The sequence below is a fragment of the Microvirga massiliensis genome, assembly GCF_001006805.1.
GTDB lineage: Bacteria > Pseudomonadota > Alphaproteobacteria > Rhizobiales > Beijerinckiaceae > Microvirga > Microvirga massiliensis.
In genome coordinates, this window is sequence record NZ_LN811373.1 from 1 (window position 1) to 17,903 (window position 17,903).

30 protein-coding genes are annotated in these 17,903 nt (G+C 62.6%); 10 read left to right on the forward strand and 20 right to left on the reverse strand.

Annotated features, from left to right (window positions below; translation table 11 throughout):
- Positions 1–8 precede the first annotated feature (8 nt).
- From BN1233_RS40120 to BN1233_RS40205, 20 genes are all read right to left on the reverse strand, one after another.
- Complete coding sequence (locus BN1233_RS40120; protein WP_046869282.1) at positions 9–368, reverse strand: hypothetical protein; 360 nt, start codon at positions 366–368, stop codon at positions 9–11.
- Positions 368–1,768, reverse strand: coding sequence for a phage portal protein (locus BN1233_RS40125; protein WP_052764131.1), 1,401 nt, complete (start codon positions 1,766–1,768; stop codon positions 368–370). The genes BN1233_RS40120 and BN1233_RS40125 overlap by 1 nt, the downstream gene beginning before the upstream one ends.
- On the reverse strand, positions 1,765–3,441 hold the full coding sequence (locus BN1233_RS40130) for a terminase large subunit (RefSeq protein WP_046869283.1): 1,677 nt from the start codon (positions 3,439–3,441) through the stop codon (positions 1,765–1,767). Before BN1233_RS40130 ends, BN1233_RS40125 begins: the two co-directional genes overlap by 4 nt.
- A gap of 91 nt (positions 3,442–3,532) precedes the next feature.
- Positions 3,533–3,922 carry a hypothetical protein gene (locus tag BN1233_RS40135; RefSeq protein WP_046869284.1) on the reverse strand — a complete coding sequence of 130 codons (390 nt, stop codon included), beginning with the start codon at positions 3,920–3,922 and terminating at the stop codon, positions 3,533–3,535.
- Positions 3,919–4,614: a C1 family peptidase gene (locus tag BN1233_RS40140; RefSeq protein ID WP_147707817.1), complete on the reverse strand. Its 696-nt coding sequence runs from the start codon at positions 4,612–4,614 to the stop codon at positions 3,919–3,921. The genes BN1233_RS40135 and BN1233_RS40140 overlap by 4 nt, the downstream gene beginning before the upstream one ends.
- Positions 4,615–4,617: 3 nt before the next feature.
- On the reverse strand, positions 4,618–4,773 hold the full coding sequence (locus BN1233_RS45650) for a DUF3309 family protein (protein ID WP_082145941.1): 156 nt from the start codon (positions 4,771–4,773) through the stop codon (positions 4,618–4,620).
- Between the two features lie 4 nt (positions 4,774–4,777).
- The gene (locus BN1233_RS40150; protein ID WP_048710796.1) at positions 4,778–5,176 is read right to left on the reverse strand and encodes an HNH endonuclease; all 399 of its coding nucleotides are present in this window, start codon (positions 5,174–5,176) and stop codon (positions 4,778–4,780) included.
- A 370-nt stretch (positions 5,177–5,546) separates the two neighbouring features.
- Positions 5,547–5,690, reverse strand: coding sequence for a hypothetical protein (locus tag BN1233_RS47975; protein WP_154678355.1), 144 nt, complete (start codon positions 5,688–5,690; stop codon positions 5,547–5,549).
- Complete coding sequence (locus BN1233_RS40155; protein WP_046869286.1) at positions 5,687–5,929, reverse strand: hypothetical protein; 243 nt, start codon at positions 5,927–5,929, stop codon at positions 5,687–5,689. The genes BN1233_RS47975 and BN1233_RS40155 overlap by 4 nt, the downstream gene beginning before the upstream one ends.
- The gene (locus BN1233_RS40160) at positions 5,929–6,351 is read right to left on the reverse strand and encodes a hypothetical protein (protein ID WP_147707818.1); all 423 of its coding nucleotides are present in this window, start codon (positions 6,349–6,351) and stop codon (positions 5,929–5,931) included. Before BN1233_RS40160 ends, BN1233_RS40155 begins: the two co-directional genes overlap by 1 nt.
- Positions 6,352–6,455: 104 nt before the next feature.
- A complete protein-coding gene (locus BN1233_RS47980) occupies positions 6,456–6,593 on the reverse strand; it encodes a hypothetical protein (protein ID WP_154678356.1) in 138 nt (45 codons plus the stop codon).
- Positions 6,594–6,605: 12 nt separating this feature from the next.
- Positions 6,606–6,974, reverse strand: coding sequence for a thermonuclease family protein (locus BN1233_RS40165; RefSeq protein ID WP_046869288.1), 369 nt, complete (start codon positions 6,972–6,974; stop codon positions 6,606–6,608).
- Entirely contained in the window at positions 6,974–7,366 is a 393-nt protein-coding gene (locus BN1233_RS40170) for a hypothetical protein (RefSeq protein ID WP_046869289.1), read from the reverse strand. Before BN1233_RS40170 ends, BN1233_RS40165 begins: the two co-directional genes overlap by 1 nt.
- Positions 7,350–7,658 (reverse strand): hypothetical protein, encoded by a 309-nt coding sequence (locus BN1233_RS40175; protein WP_147707819.1) that lies wholly within the window; start codon positions 7,656–7,658, stop codon positions 7,350–7,352. The genes BN1233_RS40170 and BN1233_RS40175 overlap by 17 nt, the downstream gene beginning before the upstream one ends.
- The gene (locus BN1233_RS43945; protein WP_048710800.1) at positions 7,636–8,019 is read right to left on the reverse strand and encodes a hypothetical protein; all 384 of its coding nucleotides are present in this window, start codon (positions 8,017–8,019) and stop codon (positions 7,636–7,638) included. The genes BN1233_RS40175 and BN1233_RS43945 overlap by 23 nt, the downstream gene beginning before the upstream one ends.
- The gene (locus BN1233_RS40185) at positions 8,019–8,315 is read right to left on the reverse strand and encodes a hypothetical protein (RefSeq protein ID WP_046869291.1); all 297 of its coding nucleotides are present in this window, start codon (positions 8,313–8,315) and stop codon (positions 8,019–8,021) included. Before BN1233_RS40185 ends, BN1233_RS43945 begins: the two co-directional genes overlap by 1 nt.
- A gap of 2 nt (positions 8,316–8,317) precedes the next feature.
- Complete coding sequence (locus tag BN1233_RS40190; protein ID WP_046869292.1) at positions 8,318–8,587, reverse strand: hypothetical protein; 270 nt, start codon at positions 8,585–8,587, stop codon at positions 8,318–8,320.
- Entirely contained in the window at positions 8,580–8,831 is a 252-nt protein-coding gene (locus BN1233_RS40195; RefSeq protein ID WP_046869293.1) for a hypothetical protein, read from the reverse strand. Before BN1233_RS40195 ends, BN1233_RS40190 begins: the two co-directional genes overlap by 8 nt.
- Positions 8,824–9,261 (reverse strand): hypothetical protein, encoded by a 438-nt coding sequence (locus BN1233_RS40200; RefSeq protein WP_147707820.1) that lies wholly within the window; start codon positions 9,259–9,261, stop codon positions 8,824–8,826. The genes BN1233_RS40195 and BN1233_RS40200 overlap by 8 nt, the downstream gene beginning before the upstream one ends.
- Before the next feature lie 49 nt (positions 9,262–9,310).
- Entirely contained in the window at positions 9,311–10,315 is a 1,005-nt protein-coding gene (locus BN1233_RS40205) for a radical SAM protein (protein WP_046869295.1), read from the reverse strand.
- A gap of 815 nt (positions 10,316–11,130) precedes the next feature.
- Between BN1233_RS40205 and BN1233_RS40210 the strand changes: the two genes are divergently transcribed.
- From BN1233_RS40210 to BN1233_RS40245, 10 genes are all read left to right on the forward strand, one after another.
- Positions 11,131–11,997, forward strand: coding sequence for a GP88 family protein (locus tag BN1233_RS40210; RefSeq protein ID WP_046869296.1), 867 nt, complete (start codon positions 11,131–11,133; stop codon positions 11,995–11,997).
- A gap of 1,500 nt (positions 11,998–13,497) precedes the next feature.
- The gene (locus BN1233_RS40215) at positions 13,498–13,761 is read left to right on the forward strand and encodes a hypothetical protein (RefSeq protein ID WP_147707821.1); all 264 of its coding nucleotides are present in this window, start codon (positions 13,498–13,500) and stop codon (positions 13,759–13,761) included.
- Positions 13,762–13,906: 145 nt separating this feature from the next.
- On the forward strand, positions 13,907–14,299 hold the full coding sequence (locus tag BN1233_RS48955; RefSeq protein WP_048710802.1) for a hypothetical protein: 393 nt from the start codon (positions 13,907–13,909) through the stop codon (positions 14,297–14,299).
- Between the two features lie 11 nt (positions 14,300–14,310).
- On the forward strand, positions 14,311–14,589 hold the full coding sequence (locus tag BN1233_RS47985) for a hypothetical protein (RefSeq protein WP_147707822.1): 279 nt from the start codon (positions 14,311–14,313) through the stop codon (positions 14,587–14,589).
- Between the two features lie 150 nt (positions 14,590–14,739).
- A complete protein-coding gene (locus tag BN1233_RS47990; RefSeq protein ID WP_048710804.1) occupies positions 14,740–14,931 on the forward strand; it encodes a hypothetical protein in 192 nt (63 codons plus the stop codon).
- 124 nt (positions 14,932–15,055) lie between these two features.
- A complete protein-coding gene (locus tag BN1233_RS40225) occupies positions 15,056–15,403 on the forward strand; it encodes a hypothetical protein (RefSeq protein ID WP_147707823.1) in 348 nt (115 codons plus the stop codon).
- Between the two features lie 14 nt (positions 15,404–15,417).
- Complete coding sequence (locus tag BN1233_RS40230; protein WP_046869299.1) at positions 15,418–15,732, forward strand: hypothetical protein; 315 nt, start codon at positions 15,418–15,420, stop codon at positions 15,730–15,732.
- Between the two features lie 90 nt (positions 15,733–15,822).
- The gene (locus BN1233_RS40235; protein WP_046869300.1) at positions 15,823–16,362 is read left to right on the forward strand and encodes a hypothetical protein; all 540 of its coding nucleotides are present in this window, start codon (positions 15,823–15,825) and stop codon (positions 16,360–16,362) included.
- A gap of 37 nt (positions 16,363–16,399) precedes the next feature.
- On the forward strand, positions 16,400–17,536 hold the full coding sequence (locus tag BN1233_RS40240; RefSeq protein ID WP_046869301.1) for a hypothetical protein: 1,137 nt from the start codon (positions 16,400–16,402) through the stop codon (positions 17,534–17,536).
- 57 nt (positions 17,537–17,593) lie between these two features.
- The gene (locus BN1233_RS40245; protein WP_048710762.1) at positions 17,594–17,866 is read left to right on the forward strand and encodes a hypothetical protein; all 273 of its coding nucleotides are present in this window, start codon (positions 17,594–17,596) and stop codon (positions 17,864–17,866) included.
- Positions 17,867–17,903: the final 37 nt, after the last annotated feature.

Here is a 17,903-nt window from a genome sequence, read left to right on the forward strand (position 1 = left end):
ACCAAGGCTCAGGCGCTCCGGGAGATCCGTCGCGCGACCTCGAGGAGGTCGACACCCATCGCCACCGCAAATCGCTGAATGGCGAGAACCGCTTCCTCTTCCAGGTAGTGGATCTCCGTGGCCGGCGTGTTCGTGACGACGTCCCGCAGCGTCGGCGACCATGGCAGCCCGAGCCAATAGGCGAGCAACGCATGGGTGAGATCGTGCTCGCGGTTCATAGCCTCGACACTCGAATAACCGAGCCTCGCAGCGGTTTCGGCCTGGTCGGCGTGGCCGCTGTGACGGGCGTGCAGCTGCCGCCCATCCGGAAACGTCGTGACCGTATAGTCGTCCTGAACTTCGACCGTGACGGCGCCGATCTGGAACATCAGTCGTTGTTCACCGCCAGGCGGAGAGAGCGCTCGCGCGCCGCGCGCTGCTCGTCCTCATCCTCGTTCTGACCGCCCTGCCCTGTGCCCTGGTTTTGACCCGTGGCCGCTTGCTGGATGACGTTCCCCTGCCTGTCGACGATCGCGAAGTTGACCGGCACCAGGCGCACGTCGCCACCCTGCTCGAGCGGAGAGAGCCCGAGCGGCAGACGCTCGCGAGCCTCGTTGACCTCGATGAGACCGTCTTTCACCGCCTTATCGATGACATCCATCAACGTTTTCGGATCGCCGGCCAGGAGCGACATGCGATCGAATTCAGGCCAGTGATCGTCCCACTCGTCCTCGGGGAGCAGTTCGTTCCTAAACTTCTCTTCGATGTTGTCCGCGATCGGGATCAAGGAGTCGTTGGCGTAGGCGTTGTTCGCGGCAGCCTGGTTGTCGTACTTGCTACCGTCGCCGTAATGATGAACCTTGTGCGGCGGCACTTCCATCAGGCCGCAGATCCTCATCACCATCTGATTGTAGGACTCGGTGGTCAGGGCGTCGCGCGCGTTGACGGCAATCGCCTTGGCCTTGAGCCCCGCCTCCAAGAGAATCGGGTCGCCGTGCGTGCGTGCCTTGCGGGTGCGCTCGGTCAGCTGCTCCTTCAGGCGCCGGAACGCGGCATCGGCGAGCTCCGCATTGCCGAAGTCCCGGTCGGTTTCGAACACGAGGGGTTGCTTGCCATCGGAGCCGAAGAGGCTTGTCTGGTAGCTCGAGATCGCGCCGAGCAGTTCGAACACCGGATGCCCGAGCCTCGCGTTGCTCAGGCCTTCCAGCCCATCGAGCAACTTGCCGCGCAAATGAATGATCCGTTCGGCCGGGACAATGATGACACTCTCGCCGAGCTGCGCACGCTCGAACTCGGTGGCTGCATTGATCTCGTAGAACAGGCGCCCGGTATCGCTGATGCGTGGGCGGCAGCGCGCCGGCTGCAGAGGCAAGAGCTCGAGGACGTCACCGAGCCGCGTGACGCGCTTCAAAATGTACGAATTCTGGGCGAGCTCGAGATGGATTATCACCATCCTCCAGAACTCGCCCCAGGAGTGGATGCTATTGGGCTTGCGCGCCAGCATCCGCGCAAACCAGTGCGCGCCTGGCTCGACCTCGGTCCAGCGTCGTCCCTGCCGGCGCCAGAGCTTCATGCCGGCCTTTGCAATGTCCCGCGCTTTGACCGCGGCGCACTGAACCGCCAACGCCAGCCCGACGCTCTCCAAGCGGCGCGGATCCGGGACATTCCACCCGAAGGATGGCCAGAAATCGGGGCTCAGCCCGATCTCCTGCCAGAACTCGGGATCGATGGTCGACGCGACGGGGACCACGTCCGAGGCCTTCGCGGAGAGGTCCAGGATGTCTCTCATGCTGCCTGTCCTGCGAGCCCGCGGGCGAGATAGGGGTTCGGCTTCTCACGCTCGCGCCGATCCATGCCCAGCACGCCGGCTTCGTGATCGAGGCGGATGACGTTGCCGATGATCGTCGCGTCAATGCCGTCGATGTTCGCCTTCGAATCCTTCGTCTCCTTTTTGGGGAGCACGTTGGAGTTGGCGTCGTAGTAGCCCACAACGTTGCCGGCGCACCAAGCCGTGACGGGGTTGCCGTCATGCTCCAGAAGCTCCGTATTGCCCACGCGGGCGATCAGGTCTTCCGTAGCCGGCGTCAGTGACCGGGCGTTCTTCTGGACGATGAACGTGGGATGGCCGGCGAGCTCGATTTCCGACGCCATAAGGTTCGCCTGGTAGTCGTCCAGGCCAACGCCGATCACGATGTGGCCCTCGAGCATGTCGAGCACGCGCTTCAAGATGATCTTGTAGTCGACGAAGGTGCCGCCATGCGCGTCGGTGAGCTCGAGCCAGCCTTCCTGGGCCCAGGCCGCAAAGGCATCCGCGAAGCGATCGTCGGTCATGCGCGGGCAGTTGCGGCCGAGCCAATACTTCGCGACGGTGTAGAGGCGGTCGCCGACTTTCACCAGGAAGGCAGCCGCATTGAGGTCGTTCCGGCTCGCGAGGTCGAGGCCGACGTACATCGGATAGCCGCGGAACGCATCGAGGTTGAGCGCTGGGTTCGCGCACGCGTTCCAATCGTCCACCGAGATGAGATTGCCGGCGGCGCGCGACCAGACGTTAAGGCGAGTCCGGAGGTACTCGTTGAGCTTCGCGGGGCTCTTGCGTGCTTCCGCGATCTCCTCCTCGATCGCCGCCTTGGTGAGCGAGACACCCCAGAGCGGATTGACCTTCTCGACCACCTTGAGGTCGAATCGCTTGTCGGTGTCCTCTTTGCTCCCGGCATAGATGACCGTGAAGAGCCGATCATTGCGCATCCGGCCCTTGAGCACCGCAAGGCTCGCCTTCCAGTCGTCATAGGCTGGCGAATTGGTGTCGCGGCCGGCTGTCGAGATCGACAGGAACAACGGGTTGCGGCGTGAGCCCATCGCCGTCTTCAAGACGCCAATCACCGCCTGGCTCTGTGCGTGCAGCTCCTCGGCGAGGACCAGGTGCGGGTTGTAGCCGTCCAAGTTTTCCGCTTTGCTCGTCGCGAGGGTTATCTTCGATCCCGTGGCGCGGAACTCCGTGTAATCGCGGGTGTCGTGTGCCTGATACAGGTCGACGAGGTCTGGCTCCTTCTTGAGCGTCTCGCGGATCACGTTGTACGGGATCGCGGCTTGCTTCTCGGAGCCTGCCGAGATCGTGACCTCGGCGCCTGGCTCGTTCTCGCAGTTAGCGCAGTACAACACGATCCCCGTCGACAGCGTCGTCTTCGTGTTCTTGCGCGGTACCCACAACGATGCCGAGCGGACCCATCTGAGCCCCGTGCCACGTTCCCGGAAGCCAAATATGCCGGCGACCCACCAGCACTGCACCGGCTCGAGCACGATCGTGCCCTCGAACGCTTTGACGTGTGGGAGAAGCTCGATGAAGGCACATGGATCTACGACGTGTGCGTCCGACCAGAAGTATTCTGCGCGTCCGCTGAGGGCGAGCCGTCGCATGTCCAGGAAGCGGCGGCAGGCCTGGATTTCTTCTTCACAGGCGGGCACTCGACCAGCTGAGACTTCTTCGCAGTACCAAACCGCCATGCCTGGGTAGTCCGGGTAGGACTGCCCTTCGACCTCGATGAGCGGGAAGCGCTTATCGGCGGCGGCACGCGAAACCTGCCCGCGCGAACTTGTTGATCGGCGCTGATTCCGGCGCGGCGATCGGCTTGTCGAGGTCATCGAGTCCTAACGCAGCCCGAGCCTTGTCCATCTGGACAAAGGTACTGGCTCTGATCTGCTTCCCGTCAGCCACGGCACGATGGACGTTGTCGAACTGCGCGACATACGACGAGAGCGAGCGATGCTTGTCGGCCGTGAGATGGCCGGCGTCGTAGAGGAGGCGCGCGAGCGTGTCATATTCCTTGCGCGCTGCCTCGGTGAACAGAGGAAACAGGCAGTCGGGAATCGCCCGGTAGGATGGGTGGGCGAGGACATTCGGATCCCCGCGGCCAGCCTGCGCGAGCGTCTGACGCTTGGGCCTCATGCTGCACGTTTGATTTCCGTGGCGATGCAGGCCTCACCATGTCGGGTGAGCAACCTGTCGAGCACCTTTAGGGACATCCAGGCACGCCCGTTCTGGCCCCAACTGCCCGACCAAGAATTCAGGATCCGGATCGCACCCGTGCTGCCATCAGGGCACGGCTTCTTCCGATTGGCGCCGATCGCGAGATACGCGTGACCACCAAACGACTCGCCCTCGTCCCAGATAAACCCATACGGGTCGGGGTCGAACATGCGCTCGGTCCAGTCGGTACCAAGGACCATGGGGCCCGTCATGAGCAGATGCCCCATCACCATCTCGGCGTTCCAGGCCCAGCGATACTCGGTGATGAAGCCGTCGCGCTTCAGCACCTTAAACAGAGCGCGGACGCTGGTGCCCTCATAATCAGGCTCTTCGCCTGGCCACTCGTCGAGACGCTGGCACTCTAGGTAGAGTTGGTGCGGCATCAGATGGGGCACGTTCACGACCGGATGCGTGGTCAGGTAACGCGTACCAGCATACGCAACACACTGGCTGGTGTAGCCCTGATCGAGCGGCCCTCCCCTACACAGCCAATACTTGCTGGTCCGCGTCGGAGGAACCGAGACGCGCTGCAGCGCAAAGCGGCGATCACGATCATCAAACGCCGGCCGGCGACCAAGCCGGCGTGGATCGGGTTCAACGCCGCGCGTCATGGGTCAGAAGTGTCCGGTCACCGCGAAGATGAGGAGAAGAACGAACACCACGAGGATGATGCCTGACGGGCCGTAGCCCCAAGAGCGGCTGTAATTCCACGTCGGGAGCGCGCCGATCAGGATCAGAATGAGGATGACAAGCAGGATCGTGGTCAGCATGTTCTCAACTCGTGTCCCCTCGAAACTTCGGTCTCTGCGTCGGGTCATCACACCAGGCGATGATGCGATCCATCTGCCCGGTCTCACGCGCATAGCGCTCGAGCTGCGCCTTCCAACCGGAGTGGTGGTAGGTACACAGGCCCCAGTGGTTGAGCTCGTCCCACATCGCGCCCCCCTCGGTGATCGGCCGCTTGTGATCGACCACGCCCGTAGCACCCTCGACGATCAGCGTCGTGCGCCCGTTCTCCAGGCACCGCACACAGAACGGGTTTCGCTGCCGGTAGCGCTTCGAATAGCGGGTCCAGCGGGCGTCATAGCCTCGTTCGGTAGGCGGGGTGCGGAACGGCTTGGAGGAGCGGGTGAGGCGCGCTCTGGGGGGCTTCTTCCCCAGTACCTTGGGCATTCAGATTGCGGATTCTCACCTGTGCCGAAAAGCGAATCACAACCTGCACAAACGAGTCAACTGCAAAATTGCAATGCGGCAGGCCGAGGCCTGCGCTTCGGCATTGCACAGATGCACGAATCCCCTTGATTTGATTCAAGGATTCCCCACCAGCCGATTCAATCGGTCGCAGGGGCTCCGTCAGGCTCAGAAATCGGAGGGTTGGGGTTCCACGCCCTCCGCCAATAAAATCGAAGCAATCCAAGCGTCGATCTCGGCGCTTTCTTCGTCCATTATTATGAGCCATATGTGATGTAGTGGATGATGTGGGTGAGCGTGCGCCCCGTGCAGCATTTTTACTTCTCCCGTGAGGACGTCACGCCCTCCGCCCTCACACCCGCTCGGCGGCAAGTGTCAGCCAGCGTAGAACTTCAGCAACGGTGAAATGCTTCGGCTTCCGGCCCGTCGCTATTCTGAGGGCATCGAAGCCAATACACACCGCCATCTCCATCGGCTGCCATTCCTTGGCCCTCATAGGGGCTCCTTGCCGTTTTCCGCCGCCCACTCGTTTACCAGATCCTTGGCGGCGCCGACCTTCTCGCCGCGCGCATAGGTCGTGATCCCCGGATCCCGCCGGTCCTTGCGGCTCCACATCTCGGTGATTCCGGTGTCGATCTCCGCTTTGTCTTTAGCTCCCCACCAGATGCCGTAAACTTGCTTGGCCGCGCCTTTGGCGCCGTCCGCGAACATCACGACTTTGCGGAAATACGGCATCAGGGCCCCTCGATCACGGAATAGGTGTTGTCGGGATTGCGGATCAGGGTGACGGTGAACTTCACACCCTTGCCCACGGTGATCGGCTCGGTGAGCCGCAGCGTCTTGGTCGTCACCGTCTGTCGCGAGAGCGGGCGACCGAGGAACAGGGCGTTGATGCCGCCCTCCTCTTTGAGGAACTCCACCAGCGTCGCACTTCCGATCTGCCGCTTCGCGGCCTCGCGCAGGCAGTGAGCGTACCTCGACGCGTTGGAGCGCTCCGTCCCGCTGCGCAGGTCGGCAAACACGAACCTGCAGACCAGGGTGAACTCATCGCTGCCGTTCTCGATATAGCGTCGATTCCCAGATCGCGGTTGATCGAGGAAGAGCCGCTGCAGCTCCGCGAACTCGCTCGGATCACGGCATCGCTCGGCGAGCCGCATGCAGTGTCCCAAAAGCTCATACAGGGCGAAGCTGGAATGCCTCTTGCCGATCGGGCCCGCTTCCGCAATGCGCCGGAGCCGCTGGGCCTCCTCGACGATGCTGCTCACTGCAGGCTCTCAGCCTTGGAGATGAAGATCGCGGTGACGATGATCGCCGCGCAGAAGTTGATCAGGCCCCCGAGATGCACGAAGCACCAGAGATTGAGCAAGGTCGCCAAACCGACCGAGATGAGAGGACTCATTGCACTCCGCTTTCACACGACATACGGCGCCGCGAAGCCCTGCTCCACCAGCCATTCGTTAACATTGCCCTGCGCGTCCCAGATGACGGCCAGGTATCGTCCGTACTTATCGCGCACCTCTTGGGCCGGGAGCGTCTTCGTGGATGGCTTGATGGTGCGGAGCTCAACCTCGCGCTGGAGGATCCGCCGCGCGAGCGCGTCCCGGGCGAGCAGTCCCTGCTCACGCTCGGCACCGCGGATCTCCGGCGTGTCGATGCCATACAACCTCAAGGGCTCGTTGCGCTTCCAGATCCCGAAGCCGCAGTCGATGTCAGCCCGCACGGTATCGCCGTCATACACGGAGACGATGACTGCCCGGTATTCGTAGAGCGTCAGAGCCATTAGGGCCACTTCCTCACGGGGCCGAAGCGATCTTGCGCCCACTGGGCGCCGCGCCGCTGACCCTCCCGGTCGAGGACCGCGAGCAGGATCTTGCGGGCCTCGCTGGCGATCGGGCTGCTTCGCGTGTCCCGCCAGAGCGCGCCATAAGCATGCTCGATTGCAGTTCGCAGGCGCTCGGTTTCGGCACTGAGCGACCGGTAGTCGGCAGTCGCGATATCAAGCCCCTTGTCGAACTCCTCGGCCCGACGCTCTTGGTGGAATGCGTGGCCCCGGATGTTCTCGATTTGGTCAGCGGCCTCGTCGAGCAGCTCGGCGACGTCGGTGGCTGTCTCAGCGCGGCACAGATCCGCCTCCTCGCGCAACCGCTCCACGAGGTCAGGCTTGTCGCTCATTGCCTTGCCGCCGCTGTGCATCGACCTTCGTCCAGACCATCCTGAGCAGGCGGCAATCCGTCCTCTGGCCGATCTCGATGAACTCGTTGTCGGTCGGCTTCCGCAGTCCGAGCGTCTCGGTAAAGACCGTCCATTCTCCGCAGTCGATGCAAAGGCTGACGTCCTCGGGCTCCGGCGTCTTCTGGTGGCCGGCGCCGCTCGCCATGTCCTGAACCACGCCACACCACGGGCAAGGCGACGGCTTGATCGATACGGTCTTATCAACTGCTTCAGAAAGGTCGGTCGTCTTCATCGATAAGCTCTCTCTCGTCATCGTCGTCAGGGGCTGGAAGCGAATAGCGCGCGGGAGGCTCATACGGCTTGTTCGCGCGCATCGCCGAGGACTCGTCCGTCAGCGAGTAAGAGAAGATCGCGCTGCCGCCGTAGTAGTGCGTCGTCCAGCCATGGGTGGCCGGATCCCCCTTGTTCGGCACATCTATCCGCAGCATCTTGGTGCCGAAGCGCTCCTCCTCACGCGTGCGGCCAGCGTGCTTCCGGTGACCGAAGATCTCGACGATCGCCCACTCCCAGCCATTACCCTCGTCCTCGAGCGACGCTTGCCCGGTGACCTGGACGGTTTCTTCGGGGGCTTCGTTGTAGTTCAGGAATCCCATCAGTGTGTACTCCTGGCGAGCTCAGCCTGCAGCCGCCGATCGAGCTCGAGCCGCAGCATGTCAGCCATCTGAGCGGTGATGCTCGAGACGACCTGCTCGCGCCTTGCGGGATCGCGGACGTACTCGGCCGAGATCGACGCGGCGACCACGGACGAGAGACAGGCTGAGACGATCACGATGAAGGCCGCGGGATCGTTCGGGTCCGCGCACTCGTGCAAAGCCTTGATCATCGCGCGCCGGATGATCTCCTGGGCGCGCTGGTGATCGACGACGCGTTCCTTTGAGCGCTTCCTCATCGCTAGTCCATGAATGAGCGCGCCGCCGGCAGATCGCCGGGGCCTTGGGCCGGCTCGATCTCGCCGAACAGGTCGCCTGTGCGACGCTCCTCGGCCGCGAGCCTCTCGAAATGCTCTGCAATGGCTTCCATCATCGCGATCTCGCGCTGGGCCGTCTGAGCATCGAGGCGACCGCCGTGAGAGACGCGGCGCGGGTAAACCCGGTGCCGCCAACCGAGCTCGCGCCGCGCACACTTGGCGAGCTCGGCAGGCGTGAAGCGAGGCTCAGGCATGGGCTGTCCTGCGTAGGGCCACACGGAATGTCCCGAGAACATCGGCCACACATCCCCCACAGAGCAGGTAGACCTGACAGCCGTGGGGATCGAAGCCGTAGAGTGGCGCGTGGTTGGGAAGATCGCTCGTGTCGATGGAAACCTGGTGGAAGCGGTCCCACGGACGCGCGCTGTCATCCTTGGAGTCGAACAGTTCCGACTCCTCGCCGCAGCGGTCGCAGACGAGTTGCAGTTTCTCAGCCATTGCGCCGCCCAGCCCTCGCCGGAGCATTGGGGTCGAAGATGTAGAGCCGATCGGCCGCGGCACACAGTTCGCGGTGGTGATCATCCACACGGCTCATCAACGCCGCGATCTCGTTGCGCTTGGCACGGATGAGCTCCATCACCGGCACGTTGACCGGCAATTCCCCGTGCTGCGGGATCCCGACATGAATGACCTCGTGCCGTTCCGGCGAGCCCGCGACCATCTCGAGCAGCGACGCCAGTTCGCGCTCCAGGCGGGGCAACGTCTCCATCGCCTCCAACAGCCGCTTGACGGACTCGCCCATGGGCTGGTCTTCGTCGTGGATAGCCGACAGCAAAGGCGACTGTTTGGCCTCCGCGGGCTTGGCCTCGGATTTCGAGCGGATGGTCTCGACTTTCGGTCTCAGGATCTCGGCGATCCCCGTCGCCATATCCGACGGCTGGTTCTCCTGCGCAGCAAGCATTCCTGGTCCTCACCTGTCAGTAGTTGAAGCGGAAAAGATTACCCTGCCGCTCGTCAGGGCCGTCACCGCGCCTGCGGTTGACGTCGTACTCCTCGAACGGAATCCCCGCCCGATAGAGACCTGTGTTCACCCAGCGCTGGAACGCCTTCAGCCGGCGGTAGCGCTCAGGATCCGTGGCTCGGATGTCAAAGACCATCGGATAAGGGAGGATTCCCCTCTCCGTCATGCGCCGGAAGCGATAGTGGATGCGCTCCCACGTCTCGCCCTTCGCGAAGCCAATGAGCATGAATGCCATGAGATGGCGCGGCGGGATGCCATGCGCCTCGAGGATGTCGACGCCCCGGAAGAACGTCTCCTCATCCTTGAGGTTGTCCCACGCGCAGTAGAGCCTCCGCCTGCGGAACTGGTCGTCGCGATACTCAATGCGCGCCAGCGCCGCAGCGACCTCCTCGTCGATCTTCCGGACGTTGATGCCCTGGTTGAAGCAGACCTTGTAGCCGCCCGCACGGATCTCCTCGATGCGGTCCTGCCAGCCAGGCGCACCGAAGAAGTCGTTGTCCAAGAGATGGATGTGCTTCGGGTGCGGTTCGCCACGCCAGATCTGCGCGATCGTCGCCTCGGCCCGAGGCTTACCCTCCTTCCAGGGGACCACGCAGAACTTGCAACTGAGCCGGCAGCCGCGCTGCGAGAAGCCGATGCTCGCCTCAAAGCCGGGATAGAGCGAGTAGTCGAAGCCGCTCTCCGCAAAGCCCGGGAGCTGCTCGACCGTGAACGCCGATCTCGTGCCCGTGCCCCCGATGATCGCATCCGGGAATTCCGCACGCAGCCGCTCCACCCGATCGGAGGAGAACTGGAAGATGGCACTGCCATAGACGGCGTCGTAGGATGGCTCGTCGAGATGCCGATACACCGACCTGGTGAAGCGGATCTCGTCTCCCCGGGCCCGATGGAAGGCTGAGAGGCGCATCAGGGCCAGGTTCGGCAGTTTCCCGTCGATTTGGGTAAGACGCACGACGCCCATAGCCCCCAGGTGCTCGATTCGGGGCCATGATGGAGAAAGGCTTCCCCGAGGTAAACCCCTCAAAAATGCCTCTCATGGGGTTTTTTTACCCCACGTCCGCGATTCCTGACCCCCGGCGCGGTCGCGGTTTCCCCAACGTCATTCCTTAACGTCACCCGGTATCCCCTAACGTCAACGACGTTGGCATCGGCTCGAGGCCTGGCACGCTCGCTCCTGGCGTGCCGCTCGAGGCCTGGCACGCTCGAGGCCTGGCAATGCTCGAGAGGCTCGAGAGGCTCGAGGCCTGGCAATGCTCGAGCACATGAGGCTTGCAACGCTCGAGAGGCTCGAGGCTTGGCGTGTGCCGCTCCTGGCACGCTCTAGCGCTACAGCTGCAAAGCGCTCGAGGCCTGGCACATTAGAGCGTGTGTGCTCCTGGCGTGCCGCTCGCTCCTGGCGTGCCGCTCGCTCCTGGCGTGCCGCTCCTGGCGTGCCGCTCGAGAGGCTCGAGGCTCGAGCGTTACAGCTGCAAAGCGCTCGAGGCTCTAGCGGGGAAACCTGCTAGGGGCTGCATAATGCGATTTTGGGGAACGTGCCGCTTGCAGCGGGGAACGGATTCCCCTACACAAATTGCGGGCGACGCGAGTCGCTCGCTCCTGGCAGTCGTGCCGCACCTAAGAGGATCTAAGCCGATGCATGATCTAATCCCGTTCGTTTCGTTCAACTTGTTCGGCCTGGCGTTCATTGGCGCCTTGTCGCTTATCGCGTTCGCCTAATCCTGGCGTTTCCCTCTCTCGCTCCTGGCAATCGTGCCGCTCCAAAAAGGATTCCAAGCAATGGCCACACGTAAAGCAACAAAAGCAACCGCTCCTAAGGCGAACAAGGCGAAAGCGCCAAAGGCGAAAAAGGTTTATACCGCCGCTGATATTATCTTCGATCTTTCCAAGCTTGATCCGGAGTTGCGGAAAGATATTGAGGAGAATTGGTGTCACTTGTTCGCCAAGTTTCCGGAGAGGCTAATCCGGATCGAATCCGACGCTAAGACTATCAAAGGCGAAAAAATCGGATTCATGACGGCGATTCTGTATATGGCGCCGCATGCCATTAGTGGCCAGAATCTTTGCGCTCTAGCGCTCCTGGCACGTTGTGCGGATCCATGCCTAAACCTTTCCGGACGTGGCACGTTTGACGTCAATCAAATGGCACGCTTGCGGAAAGCGCTCTATTGGATCCAGTATCGCGAGCGTTTCCTAAAGCAATTGCACAAGGAAATTAGACTCGCGAAAGCACAAGCGGAGAGGCAAGGCTTCATTCTGCTAGTTCGCTTGAACGGAACAACCGATATCCTTTGGGAGCGCTATGGTGTGCCGCAAGCGCATGCCGATATCCAGTTTTACGATTACACAAAGATTCCTAATCGTAACGTGCCAGCGAACTATGATCTAACCTTTAGCTATTCTGGCGTGCCGCAATTCGCTCCTTTCGTCCGTAGGGCGATTGAAAAGCACATGCGCATTGCGGTTGTTTTCCGCTCGCGTGCCGCGGTTGAGCATTATCTCACGTCCGGAGAGACGTTTATGGGCATGCCAGTCGTTGACGGCGATGATACGGACGTGCGCCATTTGGATCCGCAAGCGGCGGTTGTTGCGCTCTATGCCAAAGGCAAGGCGATTACAGATCAATCCGGATTCGTTGTCGGATAACGTGTGGCCATATTCTGCAGCGTTCCATAGCGAGCGCTGCAGCAATGGCCACACGCGAGCGTGTGCCGCTCCTGGCGATTGTGCCAGGTAACCGAAAGGCGAATCCAATGCGCACCTATACCGTTATCCATTCCGCACCTTGGCACGATTCCCCAGCTGGATATTGCGCAACTGTCGAGGCCTCGAATCCTCGAGAGGCTTTAGCGCTCGCGATTGCAGAAGATCTAGGGGAAACGCCAACGCCAGAAGAATCCTCGAGCGTGACTCTAATCGCGATTTTTGAAGGCAAGGTGCGTTTCCTAAACGATCAATTCCCCTACTGAACCGCGCGAAAGGCGAATCCCATGCCAAAGATTGACCAAGTTACCGCGCTGTATCGTTCTCGAGGCTATACGGTCCAAAAGACGTTTCCTGGCGAATATGTCTTTTTGTTCAATCCGGAAACGCTCGAGCGTGTGCGTATCTATTTCAACGGATCCATTCTCGAATACCGCTAACGCGTGTGGCCATATTCTGTAGCGTTCCAATGCGAGCGCTACAGCAATGGCCACATGCTCGCGTGTGTGCCGCTCCTGGCAGTCGTGCCATTCATGCGAAAGGATTCCCCATGTTGCGCTTTATCCTCGAGGCAACCGGAGAGCTAATAGCGTTGGCGTTGTTCGCTAGCGCTATTGGCTTGTTTGCGCTCTAGCGCTCGCTCCTGGCGTGTGTGCTCGAGCGTGTGTGCCGCTCCTGGCGTGCCGCTCGCTCTAGCGCTCGCTCCTGGCGTTTAGCGCTCCTGGCGTTGGCGTGTGCCGCTCGAGCGCTCGAGCGTGTGTGCTCCTGGCAATGTGCCGCTCCTGGCGTTGTTCCGTTCTAGCGCTCGCTCCTGGCGTGCCGCTCGCTCGAGAGGCTCGAGCGTGCCAGGCCTGGCGTGTGTGCTCGAGCGTTCCAAGCCTCGAGGCTCTAGCGCTCGCTCCTGGCGTGCGTGCCAGGCCTCGAGAGGCTCGAGCGTGTGCCGCTCCTGGCGTGTGCCGCTCCTGGCGTTGGCGTGCCGCGCTAGCGCTCGCTCCTGGCCAGGCCTGGCGTGTGCCGCTCGCTCGAGAGGCTCGAGGCCTGGCGTGTGCTCCTGGCGTGTGCCGCTCCTGGCGTGTGTGCCAGGCCTGGCGTGTGCTCCCATCAACCGCGGCACGCGTGCCGCATCATGAGGCTTAAACGATGAGTCAACCGCATTACCACGTAGCCAAGTCAGGCAAGGTTTGGATTGTCTCGAGAGTCGATCAATCCGCCCACATTGGGCGCCTCGACTCACGAAAAGAGGCTTTGCAAGTTGCGCGCATGCTGGCTGGCTGGCGTGGCAAGGTAACGACCAGCAAAGCCTAATCCCTCCCCCCGTAGTGGCGACGCTGGGAGTCCCCCCGCGGCGCCGCTCATCCCTCCCCATGGCGATTGTGCCACTCGAAAGGACGACCAATGCAATTCCGCGCGAAAGCAATGCACAGCGGCAAAAAGGCGATTCTCATGCTCCCGGATCGCAAAAAGACTCCCGGGATTCCGCTCGGCGAGACTCCCGTTATGGTGAACGGACGCGAGCTAATCGCCAGGTTTGCAAAGATTGCCGTCAACGTGCTCCTGGACGAGGGCGCAAACGTCCTGACTCCTACCCTGCAAGGCATGTTTGGTCCGGACGCAGGTATGCCCGGGACTCGGTATTTCGTGGAGTTCCTCGAGATCGATGGTCGCTTGCATATGCGGCCATACGTTCCCGAATCCGACGCTAGCTAATCCCCCCCCGCGGCGGAGGCGCCAAGCCTCCCGTTGCCCTGTAGTGCGCTCCTGGTGGAGCGCATCGGCAGAGCAATTGCTCTGGATGCTGGCGCATGCCCGCATCATCCCCGCGCGGCGATCGTGCCGCCTGAAAGGTAGGACAATGAAGCAACCGACTCCCGATATGGTGGAGGCTCTAAAGACCTTTGCCGCCCGCTACGGCCGCACCTGGCGCACAGACCTCGTGTGCCGATGGATGAACGGACGAGACGATTATGAGCCCGAGGGCCCTACCCTGCGCGCAATCCGCAACAACCTGGGCCCGGTGTGGCTCGATTCCTACTGCCTGATTGGAGTCGATCGCCTGACGTTTGCCGCGGTTCATCGTGAGCTAGCGACTCTCGAGATCGTCATCCGCAAGAGGGATTCCGCAGGCGAATTCCGCGTGAACTATCGAGGGGGGGACGAGGCGACTGCCTCCTATACTCCCGACCTCGAGGATGCTCTGGGCACTGGCCGCGCCATGGCCGCAGAGCGGGACCGGCGCCAGGCTTGAGAGGCTCCACCATGTCGAGACGATTCAACGTGTGCTGCCCCCGCTGCGGCGGCACTGGGCGCTACGATCGTGGCGCATGCTTTGAGTGCCGCGGGCGCAGGTTTGTCCTGCGCTCCCGCAAGCCTCGAGGTGAACCCGCCAGGGTCCGCGCGACGGTCGACGGTCGACGCCTCGTGTATGAATTCTATGGGTTCACGCAGGAGCAGGCGCAGGAAGCGCTGACCATCCACCTCGAGGTAACCGGCCACACCATGCGGCGAGACTTCGAAGGCAACCCGACAGGCGCCTGAGGGCCCCAGCTGTAGCGGCGCCCGGTGTAGCGGCGCCGCACACAATCGAACCATCCCCCCGTAGGGGCACGCAGGCGCAATCGCGCAGGCGCAGCTCCCCTGCGTCCTGGCCCCTGTAGGGGCATCATCCCAGATTGAGGAGCGCACACGATGAGAACGAGTCACGATGCAGAGCACCACATGCCCCCGGGCCCGCGGCTGACTGTGCAGATCCTGCGCGAGCGGGGACACGCTGTAGCGGTGCGTCGCACCCGCACCGGCTCCCTCCGCTATGCGGTCGACGGACGTCGCGAGACCGACGCTTACACGATGGCGCAGCGGTTCCGGCACTACGGGATCTAACAAAATCGGAGAGGGGCTGCGCGTGCGCGATCACAAAAACGCTCAGCCCCCCTTGATGGGGAATTCATTCTCCGGTAGCACTCCGGATGTGGCGATTGTGCTGCTCCGCCTGAAAGGAATCGACATGCCCCTCCTCCCCCTCCCCGCTGCTACCCCGCTGTGGAAGCAAGTTTTCGGCGAGGCCTATGCCATCCCCGACGACGTCCCCGCGGGCTTCGACGACATCTCCTGGCACAACGATACCTGCCCGTCGTTCCTCAACGCTTCCTGCTCACTGCGTCTGTTCATCGATCACCCGGAGCGAGACGAGCGTGAACTGCCGGAGTTCAAGCGCTTCCTGCTCATGATGGTCGACGAGGCAGGCCAGCCGGTTGATGGTGGCGTGCTCCTCGAGACCGACGACTGGAACGAGATGCGCAACGCTATTGTCGAGGCGATCACGGACCCCGCCTCTCCTGCCGGCGCACTCTGAGAGGATCCCCGACAATGAAGCTTCGGCTCGCATCGGCTCAGGAATCCTGGGCCATCCAGAGCATGCTGGAAGGCATGATCGAGGTATCCACCGACGAAGGCACCAACCCGTGCCCGGTCGGCGACGATCAGGAAGCCGTGATGGACTGGCTGATCGCAGCCACGCCCGACGGCATTACCTATCCGGTTGAGATCCCCCTGCAACTGTCATCCGAGCAGGTCGAAGAGTTGCGCGCCGCGCTCTCGAACCTCGAGGATCAGGGCGACGAGTGGAGCGGTGACGACGACGACGCGCCCTTCACTGCAACCATCATCGACGAGGATGCCTGACGTTTCGCCTTGAGGCAGTGCGTGCGACCTGCCTCACACGAAGCGCCCGCTTCACCCTGCAGTAGTGCAACCCCAGAAGGATGTAAGACCATGTCAAAGCGCACCACCCTCAGCGATTCCGCTCTCCTGAAGCACCTCGATGCCCTCGGGCACCTGGGCTACACGATCGGCAACGATGATTGGTTTGCGGCCCTGGACTTTCACGCGGAGGGCGACCGGCTCGCCTATCACGTTGTCGTCGACTGCCAGAGCGCAGGATTCACGGACACGATGGAGTCCGGTGTGATCCCGCTCGCCAACTGGCAGGCCCTCGTGAACCTGCCGTTCACCTGGGCTGAGACCGCAAACGAGAACGGCGGTATCCGGAGCGAGGTGGATCTGAACTCCACCGCTGCGGCCTGGGAGCGTGAACTCCGCAAGGCTGCGACGGCCCGCCGTGACGACCTCCTCCGCCATGGCGGCTCCGCTGAGCAGATCGCTGCTCTAGACCTGACCCTCGGCGACGTCGACACCGACCTGGCTGTGCAGGCCTGCCGCGCCCTGATCTATCCGGACTCGGTGGATAGCAGCCGGGATCATCTGCAGCAGGTGATCGACCTCGCCCGCCGCGCGCTCCGCCTGCCCGTCTAACCTGCCTGCGATTGTGCAAACCCGAAAGGAATCGACCGTGAGAGTTCAGATCAAGGTCATCGAGGTGGATGAGAAAACGCTCGCTATCTCGTTTCCCTACGTCGCAACCCTCGTGGCACAGGTGAAGCAACTGCCGGGAGCCAAGTTCGATGGCTCCCGGCGGGCCTGGCTGGTGTCGAAGCGCTACCGGAAGCGTGTCGACGCCTGGCTCGAGCAACTCCGGGAGACGGAGAAGGAGGAGGCAGAGCGGGAGAGAGAAGCACTCAAGCAGGCTATTGCCCACGCGAATGCTCTCTTCGATGCGCTCCACGAGAGAGGCGAGAAGATGTCCACCCCGCATGTAGCGGTCATGCGCCCGCGGTTCGATGGCTTGATGATGGTGCGCTGCGAGTATCAGGAGGAGGCTGTTGCCATCCTGAAGAGCCTCGGCGCCCACTGGTCAAAGGACGATCGCCGCTGGGAGATCCCGGCAACCCAGGTCGAGGCTCTGCATGCTGCAATGCCTGACCTCGAGAGGCTCGTCGCTGCTGTGGTGGAGGCGCACGAGCAGGAGAAGCGCGAGCGGGAGGAGGAGCAGCGGCAGCGCAGGATCGAGCGTGACCGGCGCCGGTATCTCATCCCGCTCCGCTGGACGACGGAACTCGGCACGGGCCACCCGGTGCGGTTTCCTCAGGGTGGCGCCCCGGTGGTGATCGAGGGCTATGGCAAGGCGTTCCGGTGCTCCGACGATGCCCCGTCGCTGTGGGGCAGCCATCTGCTCGGACACGAGGGCGAGATGGTCTGCTATGCCTATCACCGCCCCGCCACGGACGACGAGGTCTCTGCGCTCGAGCAGCGGGAGATGGCAGAGAAGGCACGCGCTACCCTGCGCGCGGCAGCACGCAAGGCGGAGCAGGAACTCGTCGAGCGAATCCGCAGCGAGGGCGAGTATCCGTCCAAGGGCACACGCTATCCGCAGGGCGAGATCCTCTACGCTCACCGCCCCGACCTGCGGATCTATGGCGGCGGGCATGAGTGGATGCTCTCGGGCCAGACGCTCTGGTATCTCGAGGGGCATGGTGGGGATGGCGACGACTGGAGCGCCAACAACCTGCCCTCCACCCGGGCCTGGCGCATGCCGGCAGAGCCCGAGACCATCACAGCACTGCGACACATCGCAGATGTGTTGAAGTGAAGAATCCCGTATAGCAGCAAGCAACAGCCGATCGTGGCAACCTCAAAGGATCACATCATGAAGACGAACACGCAGCTCCTCGACCTCAAGACGCTCCCCGACCATGCGTTTGTCGCGGAGTTCCTCGCCTCCAACGGGGCGATGGGCGAGGCTCTCACCGAAGAGCAGATCTGGGAATTGTATTGCATGGCCGATGGATTCGGCTGGCTCCCGGAGCCGCTCCTCGCTCGCATCGCGGACGGCTGGGATTACGAGCACATCGAGAAGTCCAGCCCGCAGGCTCTGCGCCTCATCCGGCGCCGGATCGAGGAGATCACGCGCGCCCACTAACCAACCCGCAACCCTCGGCATCAGTGCCATCCTCACC